General features: G+C 37.2%; 18 protein-coding genes. All 18 read left to right on the top strand.

Annotation, left to right across the window (positions count from 1 at the left end):
* Window positions 1–209 precede the first annotated feature (209 nt).
* The 18 genes from CJ191_RS03285 (at window position 210) to CJ191_RS03200 (ending at window position 19,470) form a co-directional block, all read left to right on the top strand.
* Window positions 210–584, top strand: a complete 375-nt coding sequence (locus CJ191_RS03285) for a DUF3397 family protein (RefSeq protein WP_070467966.1) — start codon at window positions 210–212, stop codon at window positions 582–584.
* Between the two features lie 225 nt (window positions 585–809).
* A complete protein-coding gene (gene mraZ, locus CJ191_RS03280) occupies window positions 810–1,241 on the top strand; it encodes a division/cell wall cluster transcriptional repressor MraZ (RefSeq protein ID WP_070468014.1) in 432 nt (143 codons plus the stop codon).
* 60 nt (window positions 1,242–1,301) lie between these two features.
* On the top strand, window positions 1,302–2,252 hold the full coding sequence (gene rsmH / locus CJ191_RS03275; protein WP_102198979.1) for a 16S rRNA (cytosine(1402)-N(4))-methyltransferase RsmH: 951 nt from the start codon (window positions 1,302–1,304) through the stop codon (window positions 2,250–2,252).
* Window positions 2,253–2,297: 45 nt separating this feature from the next.
* A complete protein-coding gene (gene ftsL / locus CJ191_RS03270; RefSeq protein WP_070467964.1) occupies window positions 2,298–2,738 on the top strand; it encodes a cell division protein FtsL in 441 nt (146 codons plus the stop codon).
* The gene (locus CJ191_RS03265; RefSeq protein ID WP_070467963.1) at window positions 2,738–4,876 is read left to right on the top strand and encodes a peptidoglycan D,D-transpeptidase FtsI family protein; all 2,139 of its coding nucleotides are present in this window, start codon (window positions 2,738–2,740) and stop codon (window positions 4,874–4,876) included. The genes ftsL and CJ191_RS03265 overlap by 1 nt, the downstream gene beginning before the upstream one ends.
* 59 nt (window positions 4,877–4,935) lie before the next feature.
* Window positions 4,936–5,883, top strand: a complete 948-nt coding sequence (gene mraY, locus CJ191_RS03260) for a phospho-N-acetylmuramoyl-pentapeptide-transferase (protein ID WP_070467962.1) — start codon at window positions 4,936–4,938, stop codon at window positions 5,881–5,883.
* Between the two features lie 29 nt (window positions 5,884–5,912).
* The gene (gene murD, locus CJ191_RS03255; protein WP_070467961.1) at window positions 5,913–7,301 is read left to right on the top strand and encodes a UDP-N-acetylmuramoyl-L-alanine--D-glutamate ligase; all 1,389 of its coding nucleotides are present in this window, start codon (window positions 5,913–5,915) and stop codon (window positions 7,299–7,301) included.
* 28 nt (window positions 7,302–7,329) lie between these two features.
* Complete coding sequence (gene murG / locus CJ191_RS03250) at window positions 7,330–8,427, top strand: undecaprenyldiphospho-muramoylpentapeptide beta-N-acetylglucosaminyltransferase (RefSeq protein ID WP_070467960.1); 1,098 nt, start codon at window positions 7,330–7,332, stop codon at window positions 8,425–8,427.
* 43 nt (window positions 8,428–8,470) lie between these two features.
* Window positions 8,471–9,832, top strand: coding sequence for a cell division protein FtsQ/DivIB (locus CJ191_RS03245; RefSeq protein WP_257994112.1), 1,362 nt, complete (start codon window positions 8,471–8,473; stop codon window positions 9,830–9,832).
* A 191-nt stretch (window positions 9,833–10,023) separates the two neighbouring features.
* Complete coding sequence (gene ftsA, locus CJ191_RS03240) at window positions 10,024–11,463, top strand: cell division protein FtsA (protein ID WP_070467958.1); 1,440 nt, start codon at window positions 10,024–10,026, stop codon at window positions 11,461–11,463.
* A 23-nt stretch (window positions 11,464–11,486) separates the two neighbouring features.
* Complete coding sequence (gene ftsZ / locus CJ191_RS03235) at window positions 11,487–12,755, top strand: cell division protein FtsZ (protein WP_083272759.1); 1,269 nt, start codon at window positions 11,487–11,489, stop codon at window positions 12,753–12,755.
* 1 nt (window position 12,756) lies between these two features.
* Entirely contained in the window at window positions 12,757–13,437 is a 681-nt protein-coding gene (locus tag CJ191_RS03230; RefSeq protein ID WP_102198977.1) for a YggS family pyridoxal phosphate-dependent enzyme, read from the top strand.
* A gap of 15 nt (window positions 13,438–13,452) precedes the next feature.
* Window positions 13,453–14,025, top strand: coding sequence for a cell division protein SepF (locus CJ191_RS03225; protein ID WP_070467956.1), 573 nt, complete (start codon window positions 13,453–13,455; stop codon window positions 14,023–14,025).
* Window positions 14,018–14,272, top strand: coding sequence for a YggT family protein (locus tag CJ191_RS03220; RefSeq protein ID WP_070467955.1), 255 nt, complete (start codon window positions 14,018–14,020; stop codon window positions 14,270–14,272). The genes CJ191_RS03225 and CJ191_RS03220 overlap by 8 nt, the downstream gene beginning before the upstream one ends.
* Before the next feature lie 98 nt (window positions 14,273–14,370).
* Window positions 14,371–15,162 carry a YlmH family RNA-binding protein gene (locus CJ191_RS03215; protein WP_070467954.1) on the top strand — a complete coding sequence of 264 codons (792 nt, stop codon included), beginning with the start codon at window positions 14,371–14,373 and terminating at the stop codon, window positions 15,160–15,162.
* A 12-nt stretch (window positions 15,163–15,174) separates the two neighbouring features.
* A complete protein-coding gene (locus CJ191_RS03210) occupies window positions 15,175–16,116 on the top strand; it encodes a DivIVA domain-containing protein (RefSeq protein ID WP_070467953.1) in 942 nt (313 codons plus the stop codon).
* 353 nt (window positions 16,117–16,469) lie between these two features.
* The gene (ileS, locus tag CJ191_RS03205; protein ID WP_102198976.1) at window positions 16,470–19,256 is read left to right on the top strand and encodes an isoleucine--tRNA ligase; all 2,787 of its coding nucleotides are present in this window, start codon (window positions 16,470–16,472) and stop codon (window positions 19,254–19,256) included.
* A 1-nt stretch (window position 19,257) separates the two neighbouring features.
* A complete protein-coding gene (locus tag CJ191_RS03200) occupies window positions 19,258–19,470 on the top strand; it encodes a cold-shock protein (RefSeq protein WP_070467951.1) in 213 nt (70 codons plus the stop codon).
* The last annotated feature ends 100 nt before the right edge of the window (window positions 19,471–19,570 follow it).

Here is a 19,570-nt window from a genome sequence, read left to right as displayed (position 1 = left end):
CTTAATGATAATGGAATCCTCGTTTTTTTGCGAAAAAAATTGGACCAATGACTTTTTTAGTCATCAGTCCTATATATTGTAGAGCCTTAAAAGGGCATTAACCGCTTTTGGTTAGTGCCTTTTTTGATTTATTCTAGACATTCTAATCTATCTTAGCTACTATTAATGAATGATTGATATAGAAAATAAAAAAGGAGAGGTTGCTTGAAATGTTTTTTAAATGGAGTGAATTACTATTTTATCTATTACCCATTGTAACTTTATTGCTTGTGGGTACATATGGAAAACCATACCTCTACTTCAATAAACATATCAAATTTGCACCGATTGATGTTGTGTTTCCAATTTTATTGGTTTGCCTTCACTTTATTTCTCGAGCATTATTATTCTATTCAATTATTCCTCATCTAGTAGTTATAATTGCACTTCTAGCGATTGGGGTATTGCTGTGGCGATGGATTAAAAATGAAGAAATCGTGGTAGGTAAATTCTATCGAATGTTAGCCAATATAGCTTTTTCAATTAGTTTTATCATTTATGTCGTTGTGACGATTGGTCGTATTATTCAAGTTGTAACTATGTGAATTGTGTACAATATCATATTGATTAGAACAATAACAAAAAGAAGTTTTAAACCTGTTGAAAATCAGTTTTAAAACTTCTTTTTTTTGTGAAAAACCATAAAAATAGACTTTTCCACAAAATTTATAAAAATAATGCAAAAATTTGGGGAAATATGGTGAAAAGTGGGGAGATATGGTAGACTAAAAACAATAAAGGTTAAGGTTAGGCACAGAAGGTGATAAATGATGTTAATGGGAGAATTCCAACATAATATCGACGCCAAAGGGCGAATCATCATTCCAGCAAAATTGCGTGAGGATTTAGGTTCTAAATTTGTCATTACACGCGGTTTAGATGGATGTGTTTTTGGTTATCCTTTAGATAATTGGGAGAAAATTCAAGAGAAGTTAAAACAACTACCGCTAGCTAAAAAAGAAGCACGTGCATTTACACGTTTTTTCTATTCTGCAGCGGCAGAAGCTGAAATTGATAAACAAGGACGCATCAACATCCCAACAACCCTTGTCAATTACGCAAATCTAGAGAAAGAATGCTTAGTGCTAGGTGTTTCAGACCGAATTGAAATTTGGTCGAAAGAGAAATGGGAAAATGTTTCTTCTGAAATAGAGGAAAGTTTTGAAGAAATTGCGGAAGATATGTTAGATTTTGGACTTTAATAAAATCATAAATGAACTTTACAGAGATAAAGAATTATAGAAGAAGAGGATGGCAGAAGAATGGCAAATGAATTCCATCATATCTCAGTGTTATTAAACGAATCAGTAGACGGATTGGCAATCAAACCTGATGGCATTTATGTTGATTGTACTTTGGGGGGGGCTGGGCATAGTTCAAAAATAGCAGCAAGCCTATCTGATGAAGGTCGTTTAATTGCATTTGATCAGGATTTAGTGGCCATTGGCAATGCTGAAAAAGTGTTCGCTAAAGAGATTGAAAGTGGCAAGGTTACACTTGTTCATAGTAATTTCAGACATATTCAATCAGAATTAAAAAAAATGGGTATTACCGGTGTAGATGGTATCTTATATGATCTAGGGGTTAGCTCACCGCAATTAGATGAGATAGCACGTGGTTTTTCATATCACCAAGATGCCCCGCTTGATATGCGAATGGATCAAACCCAACTGTTAACAGCAGAAATGATTATTAATGAATGGGATTTTAATGATCTTGTGCGTATTTTTTACCGCTATGGAGAAGAAAAATTCTCTAAGCAAATAGCACGTAAAATCGAGCAAAGAAGAGATGACCATCGCATTACACGTACAGGAGAATTGGTAGATATTATCAAGGAAGCGATTCCTGCTCCAGCTCGTCGTAAAGGTGGCCATCCGGCTAAAAGGATTTTCCAAGCAGTTCGCATTGCAGTAAATGATGAATTAGGTGCAATTGAAGATTCCTTAGAGCAAGCTTTGAATTTATTAAATGTTGGTGGGCGAGTGTCTACAATCTCTTTCCAATCACTAGAAGACCGTATTGTGAAGCAAATGTTTAAAGGTGCTTCAACAGGTGAAGAATTACCAGCTAACTTACCTGTGATCAATGCCGATATTGAAGCGCCTTTTAAATTGGTTAATAGAAAACCTATTTATGCCAGCGAAGAAGAATTAGCACACAATTCACGAGCACAAAGTGCTAAGTTACGTATAATCGAACGAATTAAATAGAACAATTGATAAAAGGCGGACAGCCAATAGAAGGGAGCAGTATTTATGGCAATATTCCTATTACAAGATCAAGTAAATGTTAGAATGAATGCTATGCCAGCTGAAAAAGCTATTCCAAATATTCCGGCTAACCCTGAAGAACGTCAACAAGTAGAAGTGAAGCAAGCAATGACGGCACTTCCAACAAGTATACCGGCAAGTAAAAGTCAATCAAAAGTAAGATTTTCAATGTTACAAAAAGTGATGATGACAGTAGCCTTTCTAGTGATGATTTCAGGACTATTAGGGGTTACCATTATGCGTGCAAATGTAAATGCAGCATCACAACAGTTACAAGAAGTGCAACAAAACGCAGAAGAATTAAGCGTACAAAAAGAGAATTTGACTCAAGAAGTTCATGAGCTATCGAACTATTCACGTGTGGTTAAGATTGCTGAAGATCAAGGGTTAGATATGAATGAAGAAAATATAAGGAATGTGGAATAATGGAAGATAGTAAAAAACTTAAAAAGAATCGCAAAAAAACAATTAGAGCGATGATGGGCTTAACAGTTTTTTTACTACTCATATTTGGCATTCGTTTAACACAAATAATGGTTTTTGGGTCTGTAAACGGTCAAGATTTATCCACACAGGCTCAAAACCTCTATGATAGAAGTAGCATATTGTCAGCGCAGCGTGGAACCATCTATGATGTAGGTGGGCTTCCTTTGGCAATGGATGCTACTTCTTATTCATTATACGCTGTTTTAACGGATGCATGGTCTGAACAAGAAGATCCGCAATATGTGGTAGATAAAGAAAAAACAGCTCAAGTATTGTCGCAGTATATTGATCTTTCACAAGATGAAATCTTGGAAAGGTTAAATACTAAAGATGCTTCACAAGTAGAGTTTGGTACAGCAGGACAAGATTTAACTTATGCTGAGATGAAAGCGATTGATGATCAAGGATTACCAGGGATTATGTTTAATGAAACACCAACTAGAATGTATCCTAATGGTGTATTTGCTTCACACCTTATTGGTTATGCGGAATATATGGAAGCAAAATCAGCTATCGATAGTCGATTAACTGGACAAATGGGCTTGGAACTATCAATGGATAATACTTTAAAAGGGCGCAATGGTCGTAAATCCTATCAATCAAGTTCTACAAATGCGGAGTTAAGTGGCACGGGGCAGGTTGAAGAAGAACCTACCGATGGCTCAGATGTTTACCTGACGCTAGATTCTAGATTGCAGACTTATTTAGAAACCTTGATGTCAGAAGTCTATGAAAAATATAGCCCTACCTCAATGACCGCTATGTTAGTAGAACCAGAAACTGGTGAAATTGTTGCTGCATCACAGAGACCAACCTTTAACTTAGAAACTAAGGAAGGTATTGATGATATGTGGCAAAATTTATTAGTTGAAAAAGCTTATGAACCAGGCTCTACAATTAAAGTACTTACAGTTGCAGCTGCGATTGAAGAGGGCGTTTTTGATCCGAATGCATTTTATGATTCAAGTCCAGTGACCATGGGTGATTCTACAATAGCTGACTATAATGGTATTGGTTGGGGTGTCATTTCTGAATTAGAAGGATTGTCACAGTCATCTAATACGCTAATGATCCATTTAGTAGAAGAAATGGGGTTTGATGTTTGGGAATCTTATATCCGCGAGTTCGGTTTACTTCAAGAAACGGGATCAGGTTTCGCCAATGAAGCAAGTGGCTCAATGAACTATGAATATGAAGCTGATAAGGTGACAACTGGTTTTGGTCAAGGGATCTATGTAACACCTTACCAAATGATGCAAGCTTTCACTTCAATTGCGAATGACGGTAAGATGATGAAATTGCAACTTGTGAACCGTTATGAAAAAGACGGTAAAATGCAAGTTGTTGAACCAGAAGAAGTATCATCTCCAATTTCAAAAGAAACAGCCAACAAGACATTGGAGTACTTGCAATCTGTTGTATACGCAGATACAGGTACCGGAGCGGCTTATGATTTGGATGGTTATACAGTATCTGCTAAGACTGGTACCGCAGAAGTTTTCAATCTAGAAACCAACACATATGAAGCAGGCTTAACGAAATACCTATATTCTGTAGTGGGATTTGTACCTAGTGAAGATCCACAATATATTCTATATATTACAGTAGAACAGCCGAAAAAACTGGAAACTACAGCTAGCGATATGATGACAAAAATTTACACACCGCTATTAACACGAGCACTTGAATATAATGCTTTAAGTGATAGCGAGTCGGTGGTTTCTGAAACGGTTCCAGATGTAGAAGGCTTAACGGTAAGTGATGCTCAACAAACACTAGCAGATGCTAGTTTTGTGAATGTTGAAGTGATTGGTAATGGTGAAAATATTATCAGTCAAACACCAGCAGTGAATGAAGAAGTATCTGTAACACAACCAATTTTCTTGATGTCGGATGATTCAAATCCAACTATGCCAGACTTTACTGGACTGAATGCTTCAGCTAGTCAAGCATTGGGCTCTCTCCTTGGTGTAGAAGTCCAACTTGAAGGTGAAGGGCTTGTTGTCGGCCAGTCAATAGCAGTTGGAGAACAGGTCAATAACAACAAGACGATTGTGTTACAATTAGCTGAGTCATAAATAATAAAAAAGAAAATGAACATTTACTACAGTTGTTTAGGAAAGAGAAAGGAAAAATAATGGTATTACTTTTTATTACTACTTTAGTTTTAACGTTAGTAGGCATGCCGTTTTTCATACAATTTATGCGCGAAAAACAATTTGGACAAATCACAAGAGATGAAGGACCAGCTTGGCATAAGGCTAAATCTGGGACACCAGCTATGGGGGGAGTAGTTTTCTTATCTGCAGCCTTAGTTGGATTATTCATCTGGTCTATAATCACCGGCCAATGGCGAGGTGAAGTATGGCTGTTAGTGGGTACGATGTTTTTCTTTGGTGGCATTGGATTTGCTGATGACTTCTTAAAGATCTTTAAAAAACAAAATGAAGGTCTAACTTCACTACAAAAATTAATTTTACAAATCGTCGGTTCAGCCCTCATTGTATTATTAATGCGTATGATTACTTTCCATGTATCTATTCCATTTCCGTTTACAACAGGAATCACTAACGTATTATTCGTTTTTGTTTTCCTATTATTATGGATTACCGGATTCTCAAATGCTTTTAATTTAACAGATGGTTTAGATGGTCTTTCGTCTGGACTTGGTGTGATTTCTTTCTCAACTTATGCTGCTATTGCTTTTGGAATGGGCGAACGAGGAATAGGGGCATTTTGTATCGCAATTGTTGCTGGCTTACTAGGTTTTCTATTTTTCAACCGTAAACCAGCACGTATTTTCATGGGAGATGCAGGATCCTTAGCCTTGGGTGCATTACTTGCTGTTATTTCAGTGATGTTGGGTAATCCTTGGTCACTATTATTAATTGGATTTGTATACGTAGTGGAAACTGCTTCAGTCATTATTCAAGTCACTTCATTTAAATTAACCGGTAAACGAGTATTTAAAATGTCACCAATCCACCATCACTTTGAAATGATTGGTTGGAGTGAATGGAAGGTAGACATCATCTTCTGGGCTGTAGGCTTAGTAACAGCCATCGTAGGCCTATTATTCTTTTAATTTAAATTTTAACTAAAGGGGAAATCATTATGGAAGCATCACAATGGCGTAAATCAGTTCGCAATAAAAAAATATTAGTACTTGGGCTAGCGAAGACAGGTATTTCAGTGGCAAAACACTTACAAGCATTAGGTGCAATTATTACAGTCAATGATGCAAAACCGCTTGAGGAAAATAAGGATGCGCAAGCACTAATTGAGGAAAATAATGCACGTGTCGTTGCGGGCGGTCATCCTGTGTCACTACTTGATGAGGACTTTGCTTTTATGGTTAAAAACCCTGGTATTCCTTATACTAATCCAATGGTTGTTCGAGCCCAAGAGCTTGGTTTGCCCGTATACACTGATATTGAAATTGCTGATAAATTAACAGATGCGACTATTATTGGGATAACTGGATCTAACGGTAAAACAACAACGACTAGTTTAGTTGGTGAAATGTTATCCCAAGCTGACAGTCTATCTGGTGATAGCTTTATTGGTGGAAATATAGGTATTCCATCTTTAGATATCGCAAGTCAAGCGAAAGCTAGGGACCGACTTATTTTAGAATTATCTTCATTCCAATTGATGGGGACTAAAGAATTTAAGCCACATATTGCAGCGATTACGAATATTTATGCTGCTCATCTAGATTATCATGGTTCAATGGAAGACTATATTTCAGCAAAATGGCAAATTACAGCTAACCAAACAGCAGATGACTATCTTATCTTAAATGCAGATCAGCAGGCTGTTTTTGGGGAACGGTCGACAAAAGCGACTATCGTACCCTTTTCAGCCACTGTTGCTCAAAAAGATGGTGCTTGGTTTGACCAAGAAAGTCAAAATTTTATGTGGCATGAAGAAGAAGTCTTTAATAGAAAAGACTTCTTCCTACCTGGTCATCATAACTTGGAAAATATGTTAGTAGCTGTCGCCATTGGTAAACTATTAGGTATCTCAAATGAAGAAATAAAAAATGGTGTATCTACATTTCATGGTGTAAAACATCGTCTACAATTTGTTGCCGAGATTGATGGGCGACGTTTTTATAATGATTCTAAAGCAACGAATAACGATGCAAGTATCACAGCTTTGGATTCATTTAATCAAGCCCAAGATCAAGTGATTTGGCTAGCTGGAGGTTTAGATCGAGGGAATGAAGTCACTGAATTGGCCAAACATATGCGTCAGGTGAAAGGGATGGTCGTTTTTGGTCAAGCAGCAGACAAATTTAAAGCCCTTGGTCAATCACAAGGCTTATCTACTATTGAAAAAGTAACATGGATTGAAGATGCTGTTCAAGCTGCATATAATATGTCAGAACCAGGCGATACCATTCTACTATCACCAGCTTCTGCTTCATGGGACCAGTATCCAAACTTTGAAGTACGCGGTGAACGTTATATTAAAGCTATTGATCAGCTAAAGAAATAAAATGAATCGCTAGAAAAAGGAGATTATCATGCGTATTTTACTTTCTGGTGGGGGGACTGGTGGTCACATCTATCCAGCCCTTGCTTTAAGAAAACAAATTTTAACTCGATATCCAGATGCAGAATTTCTATATGTCGGAACTGAAAATGGGTTAGAGTCGAAAATCGTTCCCAATGAGGGTGTCGATTTTAAAACAGTCCAAATTCAAGGGATTAAACGTTCTTTTTCCCTAGATAATGCTAGAACGGTATATTACATGTTTGATAGTATCCGTAAGGCAAAGCAAATCGTTCGTGAATTTAAACCCGATGTAGTCATTGGAACTGGTGGCTATGTTTGTGCGCCGGTCTTATATGCAGCTGCTCGATTAAATATACCTAGTATAATTCATGAACAAAATTCTGTGGCAGGTATGACCAATAAATTTTTGGCACCATTTATGTCAAAGATAGCTATTTGCTTTGAAGATGTGAGAAATGATTTTAAGCGCTATGCTAACAAAGTTGTTTTCACTGGTAACCCGCGTGCACAAGAAGTAGCTTCTATCACTGATAAGGCTGACTTGACTGTTTATGGCTTAGAAAACAATAAGCCGACTGTCTTGATTTTTGGTGGTAGTCGTGGTGCATTACGGATCAATGAAACTGTAAAAGAAGCGATTCCAGCTTTTACTGAAAAAGACTATCAAGTTTTAATCGCATCTGGAGACACTTATTATCAAGAGTTCCAAGAAACCTTTGCTGACTTTAATGACTGGGATAATGTACAAATTGTCTCATATATCAACAATATGCCAGCTTTATTCAATACAATCGATTTGGTTGTATGTCGTTCTGGTGCAACTACCATGACAGAATTAACTTCATTAGGAACGCCATCTATTTTAATCCCGAGTCCAAATGTTACCGCTAATCACCAAGAAATGAATGCACGCTCATTAGTCAAACATGATGGCGCGCGCATGATATTGGAAAATGATTTAAATGTTGGTGACTTGTTGTCAGAAATTGATGATTTAATGTCGAATAAGAGTGAACGTGACCGTATCGCCAATAATGCTTTAAACCAAGGGGTGCCAGATGCGGGTGACCGTTTAATTAAAATCATTGAAGACTTGTTAAAATAGGTTGTCCTTTTTCCAATGAATAAAATAGAAAGGGGGCATGATGATGGATTGGGAAGAAGAAGAACGTATTCGTCAAGAACGGCGAGAGAAAAGACGACGTCTGCATGAAAAAATTGCTGAGACAAGTAAAGTAAATTTTGATAAGGGTCAACAGACTAGGAATGATGGTAAAAAGACACCTATAGAAGGTAGTGAAGCTCAAGCGAGTGTACAAAATAGTCCTAATGATGGCCAATCAAATGCTTTAAACAAACAGTCTAAACAAAAAAAACAAGCATCCAAGAAGAAAGCTAAATGGCAACTACCTAAGTTGAAGGTAAAAAGAAAGTCAAATACCAAGAATGAGCCTGAAAGCAATCGCCGAATAGCAATTAGTGACCAAGCTGAAACGACTAACGATAAAATGCCTCCGACTAAGAAGGTACATAAGAAGAATGCAAGCAACTGGAAGAAGATGACATGCTTATTGCTACCATTCATCATTGCCTTATTGGTTGCTGGTTATTATGCATCACCATTTAATCATGTAGCTTCAATCAGTGTTGAGGGTGTAGAGCAAGCAGATGATGTGAATCTGTACCCTCTTAAAGAGGGTATGTCTGTGACAGCATTGAAAAATACAAAAGGTGAAGTGGAGCAGGCTATTGTTAACCAAAATCCCTCAGTCAAGTCTGCAACCGTAAACGTATCTGAGTGGAATAAAGTGGCTGTTAATGTGTCAGCTTATCGTCAACTCGGTTATATACAAGTTGCTGACTTTTTCTATCCTTTACTAGAAAATGATGAAATTATTGATTCGCCCTTACCATCACTTGAAAAAGACCTACCACTTTTTGAAGATTATGATATTTCTGATGATCAAGAAAGAACCAAGCTAACTGAAACAATCAAAGCATTCTCAAATTTATCGGACGATATTATCCAAAAAATTTCACTAGTGTCTTATAAAGGCGATGATAGTAACAATGATCGAATTGCCTTACAAATGGTTGATGGTAATGTTGTCAAAGGCTTTATTAGCTCAATAGGGGACCGAATGAGTTATTATAATGGTATTGCTAGTCAATTAGACGGTCAAACAGGATTAATTGATATGGAAGTAGCGATCTACTTTACTGAACTAAATGATGGCAATAATCCTTATGCTTCAGCGGAAGATAAGAAAGCATATGAAGAATCGGTTGCAGCTGAATCAAAAGCTTCAAGTGAAAGTGAAGCGAGTGCGTTGGATGTATCTAGCAATAATGGATCTAGTAGTGAAGCAGATTCATCAACAGAATCGACGACAGAACAGTCAGCTAGTGAAACGAGTCAGGTTGAAAATGCTGGTACACAAGCAGATAGTCCGACTGTAGAAACGGAAGCAACGACTGGAAATAATAGTGCCACAACTTCAAGTGAGTAAAGTGGTAAAACCATGTGAAAGCAATTAAAAGTGTTTGCCTGTGGGAAAACGTCATCACTATTGATAGACCTTGACTATGCCTATAATTTCTATTAGAAAGTCGCGGTAATTCGATTGGTAATTAGTACCGTCTATGTTAAAATAATAACGATACGATTAAATATTAAATTTTCTAGGAGGTTTCAATAAACATGGTTCAGCCAGAAATTTTTGCAAGTTTAGATATTGGAACCACTTCAATAAAAGTAGTAGTTGCAGAATATGTAAACCAACAAATTAATGTTATTGGAGTAGGTCATGAGCGGTCACAAGGGCTCAGTAGAGGTGTGATTGTGGATATTGATAAGACTGTTGAGTCTATCAAGCGTGCAATCAAAAAAGCCGAACAAAAAGCAAATTATACGATTAATGATGTTATTGTAGCTGTTCCAAGTAACCAAGTGAACATCGAGCCTTGTTACGGTATGATTGCTGTGTCAAATGATAACAGAGAAATTACAGATAAAGATGTAAAAAATGTATTGGCAGCAGCGAAAGTTCGGTCAGTACCAGCTGAAAGAGAAATTATTTCCGTAATGCCAGAAGAATTCATAGTTGATGGCTTTGACAACATTAAGGATCCACGTGGTATGATTGGTGTTAGACTAGAATTATATGCTAGTCTGGTTACTGGACCTAAAACACTAGTCCACAATATTCGCCGTTGTGTAGCAATGGCAGGTTTGAATATACGGGACTTAGTTGTGCAATCTTATGCAAATGCATATGCCGCAATGAGCAAGAGTGAACGAGAATTCGGGACAATATTAGTTGATATGGGTGGTGGACAAACAAGTGTGTCTGTATTCCATGATGATCAATTAAAATTTGCAACAGTCGATCACGAAGGTGGGGAACTTGTTACAAAAGATATCTCGACAATATTGAATACCTCAATTGAAAACGCTGAACAAATTAAATTAGAGTATGGTTATGCCTTATCTAAAGATACAAGTGATTCGGAATTCTTCCCAGTTGAAACAATTGGTAAAGTGAATCCAGAACGGGTTGATGAGCATTATTTAGCTGAAATTATTGAAGCTCGGGAACGTCAAATATTCGAAACATTGAAAAAACCTCTAGACAAAATTGAAGCATTTGCTTTACCAGGTGGCATTATTGTTACCGGTGGCGCAGCGTCATTACCTGGCGTACTTGACTTGGCTGAAGAAGTATTCGGACACGAGGTGCGTTACTACATCCCAGAATATGTTGGATTACGTAACCCAATTTTTACCACAGCTATTGGATTAATTCAATATGTTGCACAATTAGATGATATTCATCACCTAGCGCAAGATTATGGCCAACCAATAAAAGCTGCATCTACAAGTCGGGCTAGTCAATCAACACCTGCTCGTAATGAGCAAATTGCTAGCACAAAGCAAACAGAATCAGTTGACAATTACAGACAAGTAAAAGATGATAGTGCTAACGATGAACCTAGTGTATCACCTTCTAATAATGGACAAAATTATTATGAAGAAAGACCAGCTAGCCAATATGATGAATTAAATGACGAAACTGAAACGGGCGAAGAAGAAAGCCCAGTTGATAAAATTAAGAATTTCTTCAAAGACTTTTTTGTTTAATTTATTTACCAGGAGGATATAAAATGGATATGGAATTCGAATACGAAAACATGGATATGAACAACGCATCAATTAAAGTAGTTGGTGTTGGTGGTGGTGGTAATAACGCTGTTAACCGGATGATTGAAGAAAACGTACGTGGCGTTGAATTTATCGTTGCTAATACTGATACACAAGCATTGAAAAGCTCAAAAGCAGATATTAAAATCCAACTTGGGCCAAAATCTACGCGTGGGTTAGGTGCCGGTGCGCAACCAGAAGTAGGTGCTAAAGCTGCTGAAGAATCAGAAGATCAAATTCGTGAAGCTTTACAAGGTGCAGACTTAATCTTCATCACTGCTGGAATGGGTGGTGGTACTGGTACAGGTGCTGCACCAATCGTTGCACGTATCGCTAAAGAAGAAATCGGCGCATTAACAGTAGGTGTTGTCACTCGTCCATTCACTTTTGAAGGACCAAAACGTGGTCGTTCTGCCGCCCAAGGTATCGCTGAAATGAAACAACATGTAGATACTTTAGTGACAATCTCTAACAACCGTTTATTAGAAATCGTTGACAAGAAGACACCAATGCGTGAAGCATTTGGTGAAGCTGATAATGTATTACGTCAAGGTGTTCAAGGTATCTCTGATTTAATTACTGCACCTGGTTACGTAAACTTAGACTTTGCGGATGTTCGTACAGTAATGGCTGATCAAGGTACTGCCTTAATGGGTATCGGTGCATCTACAGGTGAAAACCGTACTGCAGAAGCAACTAAGAAAGCTATCTCATCTCCATTATTAGAAGTATCTATTGATGGTGCTGAGCAAATCCTATTGAATATTAAAGGTGGCGACGATTTAACATTATTCGAAGCACAAGATGCAGCGGATATCGTAGCAGCGGCCTCTTCGTCAGAAGTAAATATCATCTTCGGTACAACAATTGCTGAAAACTTAGAAGACGAAGTTATCGTTACAGTTATTGCTACTGGTATTGATACAGAAAAACGTCGCGATGAAAAACGTGCTAAACGTTCAGGTGGACACTCAGCTTTCCAACAAAGTTCAGGTCGTGATTTCGCAAACCAACCAGATAACTTTAAAGAAAAACAAGTAACTGAACGCCGTCAAGAAGAAAACCGTGACATCTTTAATGATTTTGATAGCAATCGTTATGAAGATTCAACAAGATCTCGCAGAGCTTTTGAAGATACACCGTCTGCACCAGTAGACAATGATTACTTATCAAACAACTTAGATGACGATGAGTTAGATACACCACCTTTCTTCAGAAAGCGTCGTCGTTAATATGAAAATTCGCAATAATTTGCAATCTATTGAAGGCACTATTGCAAAAGTACAACAATCATCAGCGTTATCATCAAATGATGTGACGCTGATTTGTGTTTCTAAATATCATTCAATAGATGAAGCTATGAGTGTTTATGACGCAGGCGTAAGACATTTTGCAGAAAACCGCCCAGAAGGCTTTCAAGAGAAATCTACCGCCATGCCAGATGATATTACTTGGCATTTGATTGGTACTTTACAAACACGCAAGGTAAAAAATGTGATTAACCACATTGATTATTTTCATGCGCTTGACCGATTAAAGTTAGCTAAGGAAATTGATAAGCGTGCAGACAAAGTTGTGAAATGTTTCCTACAAGTGAATGTTTCTGGAGAAGCATCGAAACATGGTATCCAACCGGAAGAAATATATCATTTTATTGAAGTCATTATTGACTTTCCCAAAGTAGAAATTGTAGGGTTGATGACAATGGCGCCTATTGATGCGAGTGATGATAAAATTCATCAATATTTCGCTCAACTACGTCAATTACGTGATGAAGTACAAGCAATGGGTAAAACATATGCACCTTGCAAACATTTAAGTATGGGAATGTCAGGTGATTATCCAATTGCAGTGGCAGAAGGCGCTGATTTTGTGAGAGTAGGATCAGCCATTTTTAACACAGACACCGAATAAACGGAGGAAATCACTATGGGTTTTAAAGACTTTTTTGCCAATTTCTTTGACAATGAAGACGATTATGAAGCTGACTATTACGAACAGGAACCAGTAGAAAGCAGTGATTATGCGCCATCTGAAGATAACACTTCTGAAACAATTGCTAAACCGGTCCAATCGAGTCAGACAAACTTTATATTTGAACAAGCAACTAAGGAGCAAAATAAAACGATGACAAATGATGCAACTCGAAATAATGTAGTCAATTTAAATGAGTCACGTAAAAATATAGCTACTGTGGAGATTTTTAAACCACGTATTTTTGCTGAAGCAGAGCGTATTAGTCAATCACTTTTAAGCAGTAAATCAGTCGTATTAAATTTGGCACAAATGTCAGATGAAGATGCTCGTAGATTTGTCGACTACATGACTGGTGTTGTGTATGCTATAAATGGGGATTTACAACGCGTCGCAACAGATGTGTTTATTGCTGTTCCTGAAACCGTACAAATTGAAGGTTTATATGAAGAATATAGCAATACACATGGCAAAGCATCACGTGAACGCGGTAATATCTGGAATCGAGAGGGTGAAAGCCGTGAATAGTTTAGTGAATATACTTCAAGATTTAATATACCTTTATACACTTGTATTAGTGATCTATGCATTATTAACCTGGTTCCCTGGAGCCAGAGAATCCAAATTTGGTCAACTTATTGATCGACTAGCATACCCATATCTATCATTCTTTGATAATATGCTACCAAGTGTGGGAGGTATATCATTTTCCGTACTTGTAGGCGTGATTGTCCTACAATTAGCCTCTAATGGATTAAATATTTTACGATTTTAATAACAACATGGGTATTATAAAACGGGTGGGTCTAGGTATCTACCCGATTTTTTTGTATAATAAGAGTAATCAATTGATGGAAAGGGATGGGAAAATAGTTGGCAAATATTGAAGTTTTACAGCACTTCCAACCTGATGAACATGCTTTTGTTGAAAAAGTAACTGACTGGAAGAACCTAGTGCTTGACCAGTACGCGCCTATAGTAACACCCTTCTTAAATCCGAGGGAAGTTGCCATTGTTAAGCTGATTATTGGCCAAGACAATGAGATGCATTATGATTTTTTTGGCGGGTATCCTAATGCAGAAAATCAACGCTGTGTGCTAGCACCAAGTTATTACACCATTCAACCTGAAGATTTTGAAATTACACCATTTGACATCCACTATGCGAGTAAATTTAATACCTTAGAACACAGACAAATATTGGGCACTATTTTAGGCCAAGGTGTTGAACGTAATCGACTCGGAGACATCATTCAAGCTGGGGCAAAATGGCAATTTTTTGTTGATAAAGCAATTGCTGATTTTCTCAGTTTTCAAATGGATAAGATTGGCGGTACTAAAATTAAGTTAGTACAAATTCATCATAGTGATCAAATTATCCAACCTCAATCGGACTGGCAACCTATGGAAATCACACTTTCTTCATTAAGATTTGATACGATTATTTCAGATGGATTTAGAATCCCAAGAGCAAAGGCTAAGTTACTTATTGAAGGTGGTGCTGCCAAATTAAATTGGTCATTAGTTCAGGATGCAAAAAGACAATTAAGTCCAGGAGACATTGCTTCGGTTAGAGGTTATGGTAGATTAAAATATGTAGCTACACAGATGGAAACTAAAAAAGGTAAAATTAGAGTAGCAATTGAGGTCATTAAAAACAAATAGGAGGCTCATTTTATGCGCGCATCAGAAATTAAAAATATGAAATTTAAACAGAAAATTTCAGGTTATGGAAAAGCTGAGGTAGATGATTATCTGAATAAAGTACGTGTCTCAATGGAGAAGTTGGAAGAGCAAAATAAATCCTTACAAGAGCAACTGAATGAAGCGAATAAGGAAGTGGATGCTGCTCATCGAAAAGAAGCGACAGTTAACCGTTCTATTTTTGTGGCCCAAGAAGCAGCAGACCGTCTACGTGAAGAAGCGCTGAATGAGGCAAGTTTAATCGTCGAAAGAGCAGAAGAGGAAGCGCGCTTATTATTATCTGAAGCTGCTGAGAAAGCTGCAGTTGTAAATACCGAAACAGATAATCTTCAAGAGGCAGCACGTACATACTTACACCAATCATTTGCCATGATTTTACAAGCCAAAGATATGTATGAGGATCCTCGATGGGAAAATTTATTCTTTGAAAAACCTGTAGGAGAAGTAGCCACACCACAATTAGATGAAATTGTGAAAGCATATGATTTACCAGTTCGTTCAAATAAGGGTGCAGCGATATTCGATGAAGCTGCTGTTAAAGCAGAAAAAGAACAACGAAGAGAGGAATTCTTTAACAACGATATTCCTGCTATTGCGCCTGTTTTAAACGGATTCAAAGATAGTACAGTTGCTAAAGAAGAATCCTCAGTAGCAGATTCAGCAATTGAAAATTCGGAAAAAAACAATTCAGAAAATGCTTATTCAGAAGTTAGCAGCTCTGATAATACTCATTTTGAAGATGAAGTCATTCAAACGACTAGTGTAGAAGATAGTGCGTCTTCTGAATTTGAGGAAAGCGATCAAACAGGTACAAGTCAATCTGTTGATGAATCAAGTACAGAAAAAGCGGATGTAAACCAAGCAAAGCAAAATGAGGATGACTTGGAAAGTTTATCTGATGCTACTGAAGAATAATTAGAGAATTTTACAAGCTAAAAGTTGTTTTTACAATATTTTTATAGTAATATTATGACGTATGGAAATAGAACACGTAGAGTGGAACAAAATAAATAACATAATGTATCGAAAGAGAATCTATGTTAGCTGCGAAATAGAGCGAGAAAAGTTATTTATTATCATCCAGGAGTAGTTTATTGAACAGGACATTTAATTAGTGCCTTAATAGTTAAACCGTTGACTGCGATAAAGTCATAGAGTGTATGCCGTTTATTTTGGTATACAAAATCTGGGTGGTACCACGGTAGCTTCGTCCCTTTTTAGGACGAGGCTTTTTTATTTCTAGGAAATTGATGAGGGGGCTTTAAGCGATGAAAATGAAAGATACATTAAATTTAGGAAAAACAAAATTTCCAATGCGCGGAAACCTACCAGTTAAAGAGGTAGAGCGTCAAGCGGAATGGCATGAAGAAGATGTTTATGCAAAACGACAAGAGAAAAATAAAGATAAAACACCTTGGATCTTACATGATGGACCACCATATGCAAATGGAAATATCCACATCGGACATGCCATGAACAAAATCTCAAAAGATATTATTATTCGTTCAAAATCAATGTCTGGATACCGTGCGCCATATGTACCAGGATGGGATACACACGGATTACCAATTGAACAGGCTTTAACCAATTCAGGTGTTGACCGTAAGTCAATGACAGTAGCTGAATTCCGTAAATTATGTGAAGAATATGCTTGGCAACAAATCAATGGGCAAAGAGATGATTTCAAACGCTTGGGTGTTGCTGGTGATTGGGAGCATCCATATCTTACTTTATCACCAGAATTTGAAGCGCAACAAATCCGTTTATTCGGAGATATGTATGAAAAAGGTTTAATTTATAAAGGTGCAAAACCAGTTTACTGGTCACCATCTTCAGAATCAACTTTAGCGGAAGCAGAGATTGAATATCATGATGTTGAATCACCATCAATCTATGTAGCTTTTAAAGCCCGTGATACAAAAGGTAAATTACCTGAAAATGTAGAATTTATTATCTGGACAACAACACCTTGGACAATTCCATCCAATATGGCTATTGCTGTAAATCCAAATTATGAATATTCAGTAGTCGCTGTTAAGGACCGTAAGTTTGTTGTAGCTACAGATTTAGTGAATAGTTTAGCAACAGAATTAGATTGGTCTGATTATACAGTTGAAGGAGAACCTTTAAAAGGGACTGATTTAGAGTATATGGTTGCTGAACATCCATATTATGACCGTGACTCTTTATTAATCTTAGGTGATCATGTTACTGCGGAATCTGGTACTGGGTTAGTGCACACCTCTCCTGGACACGGGGAAGATGACTATTTTGCATCATTAAATTATAAATTAGAAGTACTTTCACCAATTGATGACCAAGGTTACTTTACCGATGAAGCACCTGGATTTGAGGGGATATTCTATGAAAAAGGAAATGAACTTTCTATTGAAAAGATGAAAGAGAATAATCGTTTACTAAAATTAGATTATTTCACTCACTCATATCCACATGATTGGCGTACGAAAAAACCAGTAATTTATCGAGCTACACCACAATGGTTCTGTTCAGTCGAAAAAATTCGTGAACGTACTTTAGATACAATAGATAACGAAGTGAAATGGTGGCACCCATCTGGTCAAACACGCATTTACAATATGATTCGTGATCGTAAAGACTGGGTAATTTCACGTCAACGTGTTTGGGGTGTACCTCTACCAATTTTCTATGCAGAAAACGGGGAGCCAGTATGTACACCAGAAACAATTGCACATATAGCTGATTTGTTTGATGAATTTGGTTCAAATGTTTGGTTTGAACGTGAAGCTAAAGATTTATTACCGGAAGGTTTTACACATCCCGCTTCTCCAAATGGTAAATTCACTAAAGAAATGGATATCATGGATGTATGGTTTGACTCAGGGTCATCTCACCATGGTGTGTTACGTACGCGTAAAGACCTAACTTTCCCAGCTGATATGTACTTAGAGGGTTCTGATCAATACCGTGGTTGGTTCCATTCATCACTACTAACCTCAGTGGCTGTTAATGATGAAGCACCATATAAATCAGTGCTCTCTCAAGGATTTGTAAACGATGGTGATGGCCGCAAGATGAGTAAATCTCTCGGTAATACCGTCTCACCAAACGATGTCATTAAGCAACGCGGTGCTGATATCTTACGGCTATGGGTATCTTCAGTTGATACTTATTATGATGTACGTATTTCCGATGACATCTTAGGACAAGTCGCTGAAAACTATCGTCGTATCCGTAATACAGTACGTTTCTTACTAGGAAACTTGTACGACTTTGATGTGAAAAAAGATGCAGTTGCCTATGAAGACTTAGCGTCCATTGATCAATACATGATGAATCGTTTAAATGAAATGGTACGTAATGTCCGCCATGCGTATGATACATATGACTTTATGACAGTTAACCATGAAATTACAAACTTCCTAACACTGGATATGTCTAACTTCTACCTAGATTATGCTAAAGATGTAGTGTATATTGAATTACCAGATTCTAAAAAACGTCGTAATATGCAAACAGTAATGTATGAAGTGGCTAAGGCAGTAACAATCTTACTAACACCGGTTATTCCGCATACAGCTGAAGAAATTTGGGCTTATTTACAAGAAGAGGAAGCTTACGCACAATTAGCTGAATTCCCAGAGGTTGTCACTTATGACAATAGTGAAGCGTTAGAAAGTAAATGGTCAGCTTTCATGTCATTACGTTCTGATGTAAACAAATCTTTAGAGACTGCACGTGAAGAAAAAGTGATTGGTAAATCATTACAAGCGAAATTACATATCTTTGCTAATGATGAAACAAAAGCATTATTAGAAAGTGTTGGTGAAGAATTAGCTACATACTTGATGGTATCTCAGTTAGCCATTCATGATTTAGTGGAAGCTAGTGAAGATGCCACAGATTACGAAGGTTATAGCTTAATGATTGAACATGCGCACGGAGAAACTTGTGAACGTTGTCGTGGTGTTTATGAAGAAGTAGGTACAATTGAAGCTGCGCCACATTTATGTGCTCGTTGTGCTGATATTGTGATTAACCACTATCCTGAAGCTTTAGTTGAAGAGGAGAATTAAGATGGCCTATTACGGCATTGTAAAAAACTTTAATGCAAAAGAAGGCTTTGGTTTTATTGAGTTACCAGACTTTCCAGAAGAAGATGATATCTTCGTGCACTTTTCAGCATTGCGTCACCTAGATCAACCTTCATTAGCAGTTGGTCAAAAAGTACAGTTTGAAATTGCTCAAGGGAAACGTGGACCTCAAGCAGTCAATATTGAATTAGCTTAGTATGCATACGAATAAGATAGCGGTAGCGACGAATTAAATGTTGCGCCGCTATTTTTCTGATATATTTTTGATTGTTTAATACATAGAAAAAGGGCACTGA

This window comes from Aerococcus viridans (assembly GCF_002871935.1).
Taxonomy (GTDB): Bacteria; Bacillota; Bacilli; order Lactobacillales; family Aerococcaceae; genus Aerococcus; species Aerococcus viridans_B.
Note: the sequence above shows the minus strand (reverse complement) of the source record. Positions and strands in the feature narration are given on the sequence as shown.

Excerpts from the sequence above, each read along its gene's own strand:
- CJ191_RS03210 (WP_070467953.1), top strand. The coding sequence starts at position 15,175 with ATGCGCGCATCAGAAATTAAAAATATGAAATTTAAACAGAAAATTTCA.
- murD (WP_070467961.1), top strand. The coding sequence starts at position 5,913 with ATGGAAGCATCACAATGGCGTAAATCAGTTCGCAATAAAAAAATATTA.
- ileS (WP_102198976.1), top strand. The coding sequence starts at position 16,470 with ATGAAAATGAAAGATACATTAAATTTAGGAAAAACAAAATTTCCAATG.
- murG (WP_070467960.1), top strand. The coding sequence starts at position 7,330 with ATGCGTATTTTACTTTCTGGTGGGGGGACTGGTGGTCACATCTATCCA.
- ftsZ (WP_083272759.1), top strand. The coding sequence starts at position 11,487 with ATGGATATGGAATTCGAATACGAAAACATGGATATGAACAACGCATCA.
- CJ191_RS03285 (WP_070467966.1), top strand. The coding sequence starts at position 210 with ATGTTTTTTAAATGGAGTGAATTACTATTTTATCTATTACCCATTGTA.
- CJ191_RS03265 (WP_070467963.1), top strand. The coding sequence starts at position 2,738 with ATGGAAGATAGTAAAAAACTTAAAAAGAATCGCAAAAAAACAATTAGA.
- ftsA (WP_070467958.1), top strand. The coding sequence starts at position 10,024 with ATGGTTCAGCCAGAAATTTTTGCAAGTTTAGATATTGGAACCACTTCA.
- ftsL (WP_070467964.1), top strand. The coding sequence starts at position 2,298 with ATGGCAATATTCCTATTACAAGATCAAGTAAATGTTAGAATGAATGCT.
- mraY (WP_070467962.1), top strand. The coding sequence starts at position 4,936 with ATGGTATTACTTTTTATTACTACTTTAGTTTTAACGTTAGTAGGCATG.
- mraZ (WP_070468014.1), top strand. The coding sequence starts at position 810 with ATGTTAATGGGAGAATTCCAACATAATATCGACGCCAAAGGGCGAATC.
- CJ191_RS03200 (WP_070467951.1), top strand. The coding sequence starts at position 19,258 with ATGGCCTATTACGGCATTGTAAAAAACTTTAATGCAAAAGAAGGCTTT.
- CJ191_RS03245 (WP_257994112.1), top strand. The coding sequence starts at position 8,471 with ATGGATTGGGAAGAAGAAGAACGTATTCGTCAAGAACGGCGAGAGAAA.
- rsmH (WP_102198979.1), top strand. The coding sequence starts at position 1,302 with ATGGCAAATGAATTCCATCATATCTCAGTGTTATTAAACGAATCAGTA.
- CJ191_RS03225 (WP_070467956.1), top strand. The coding sequence starts at position 13,453 with ATGGGTTTTAAAGACTTTTTTGCCAATTTCTTTGACAATGAAGACGAT.
- CJ191_RS03230 (WP_102198977.1), top strand. The coding sequence starts at position 12,757 with ATGAAAATTCGCAATAATTTGCAATCTATTGAAGGCACTATTGCAAAA.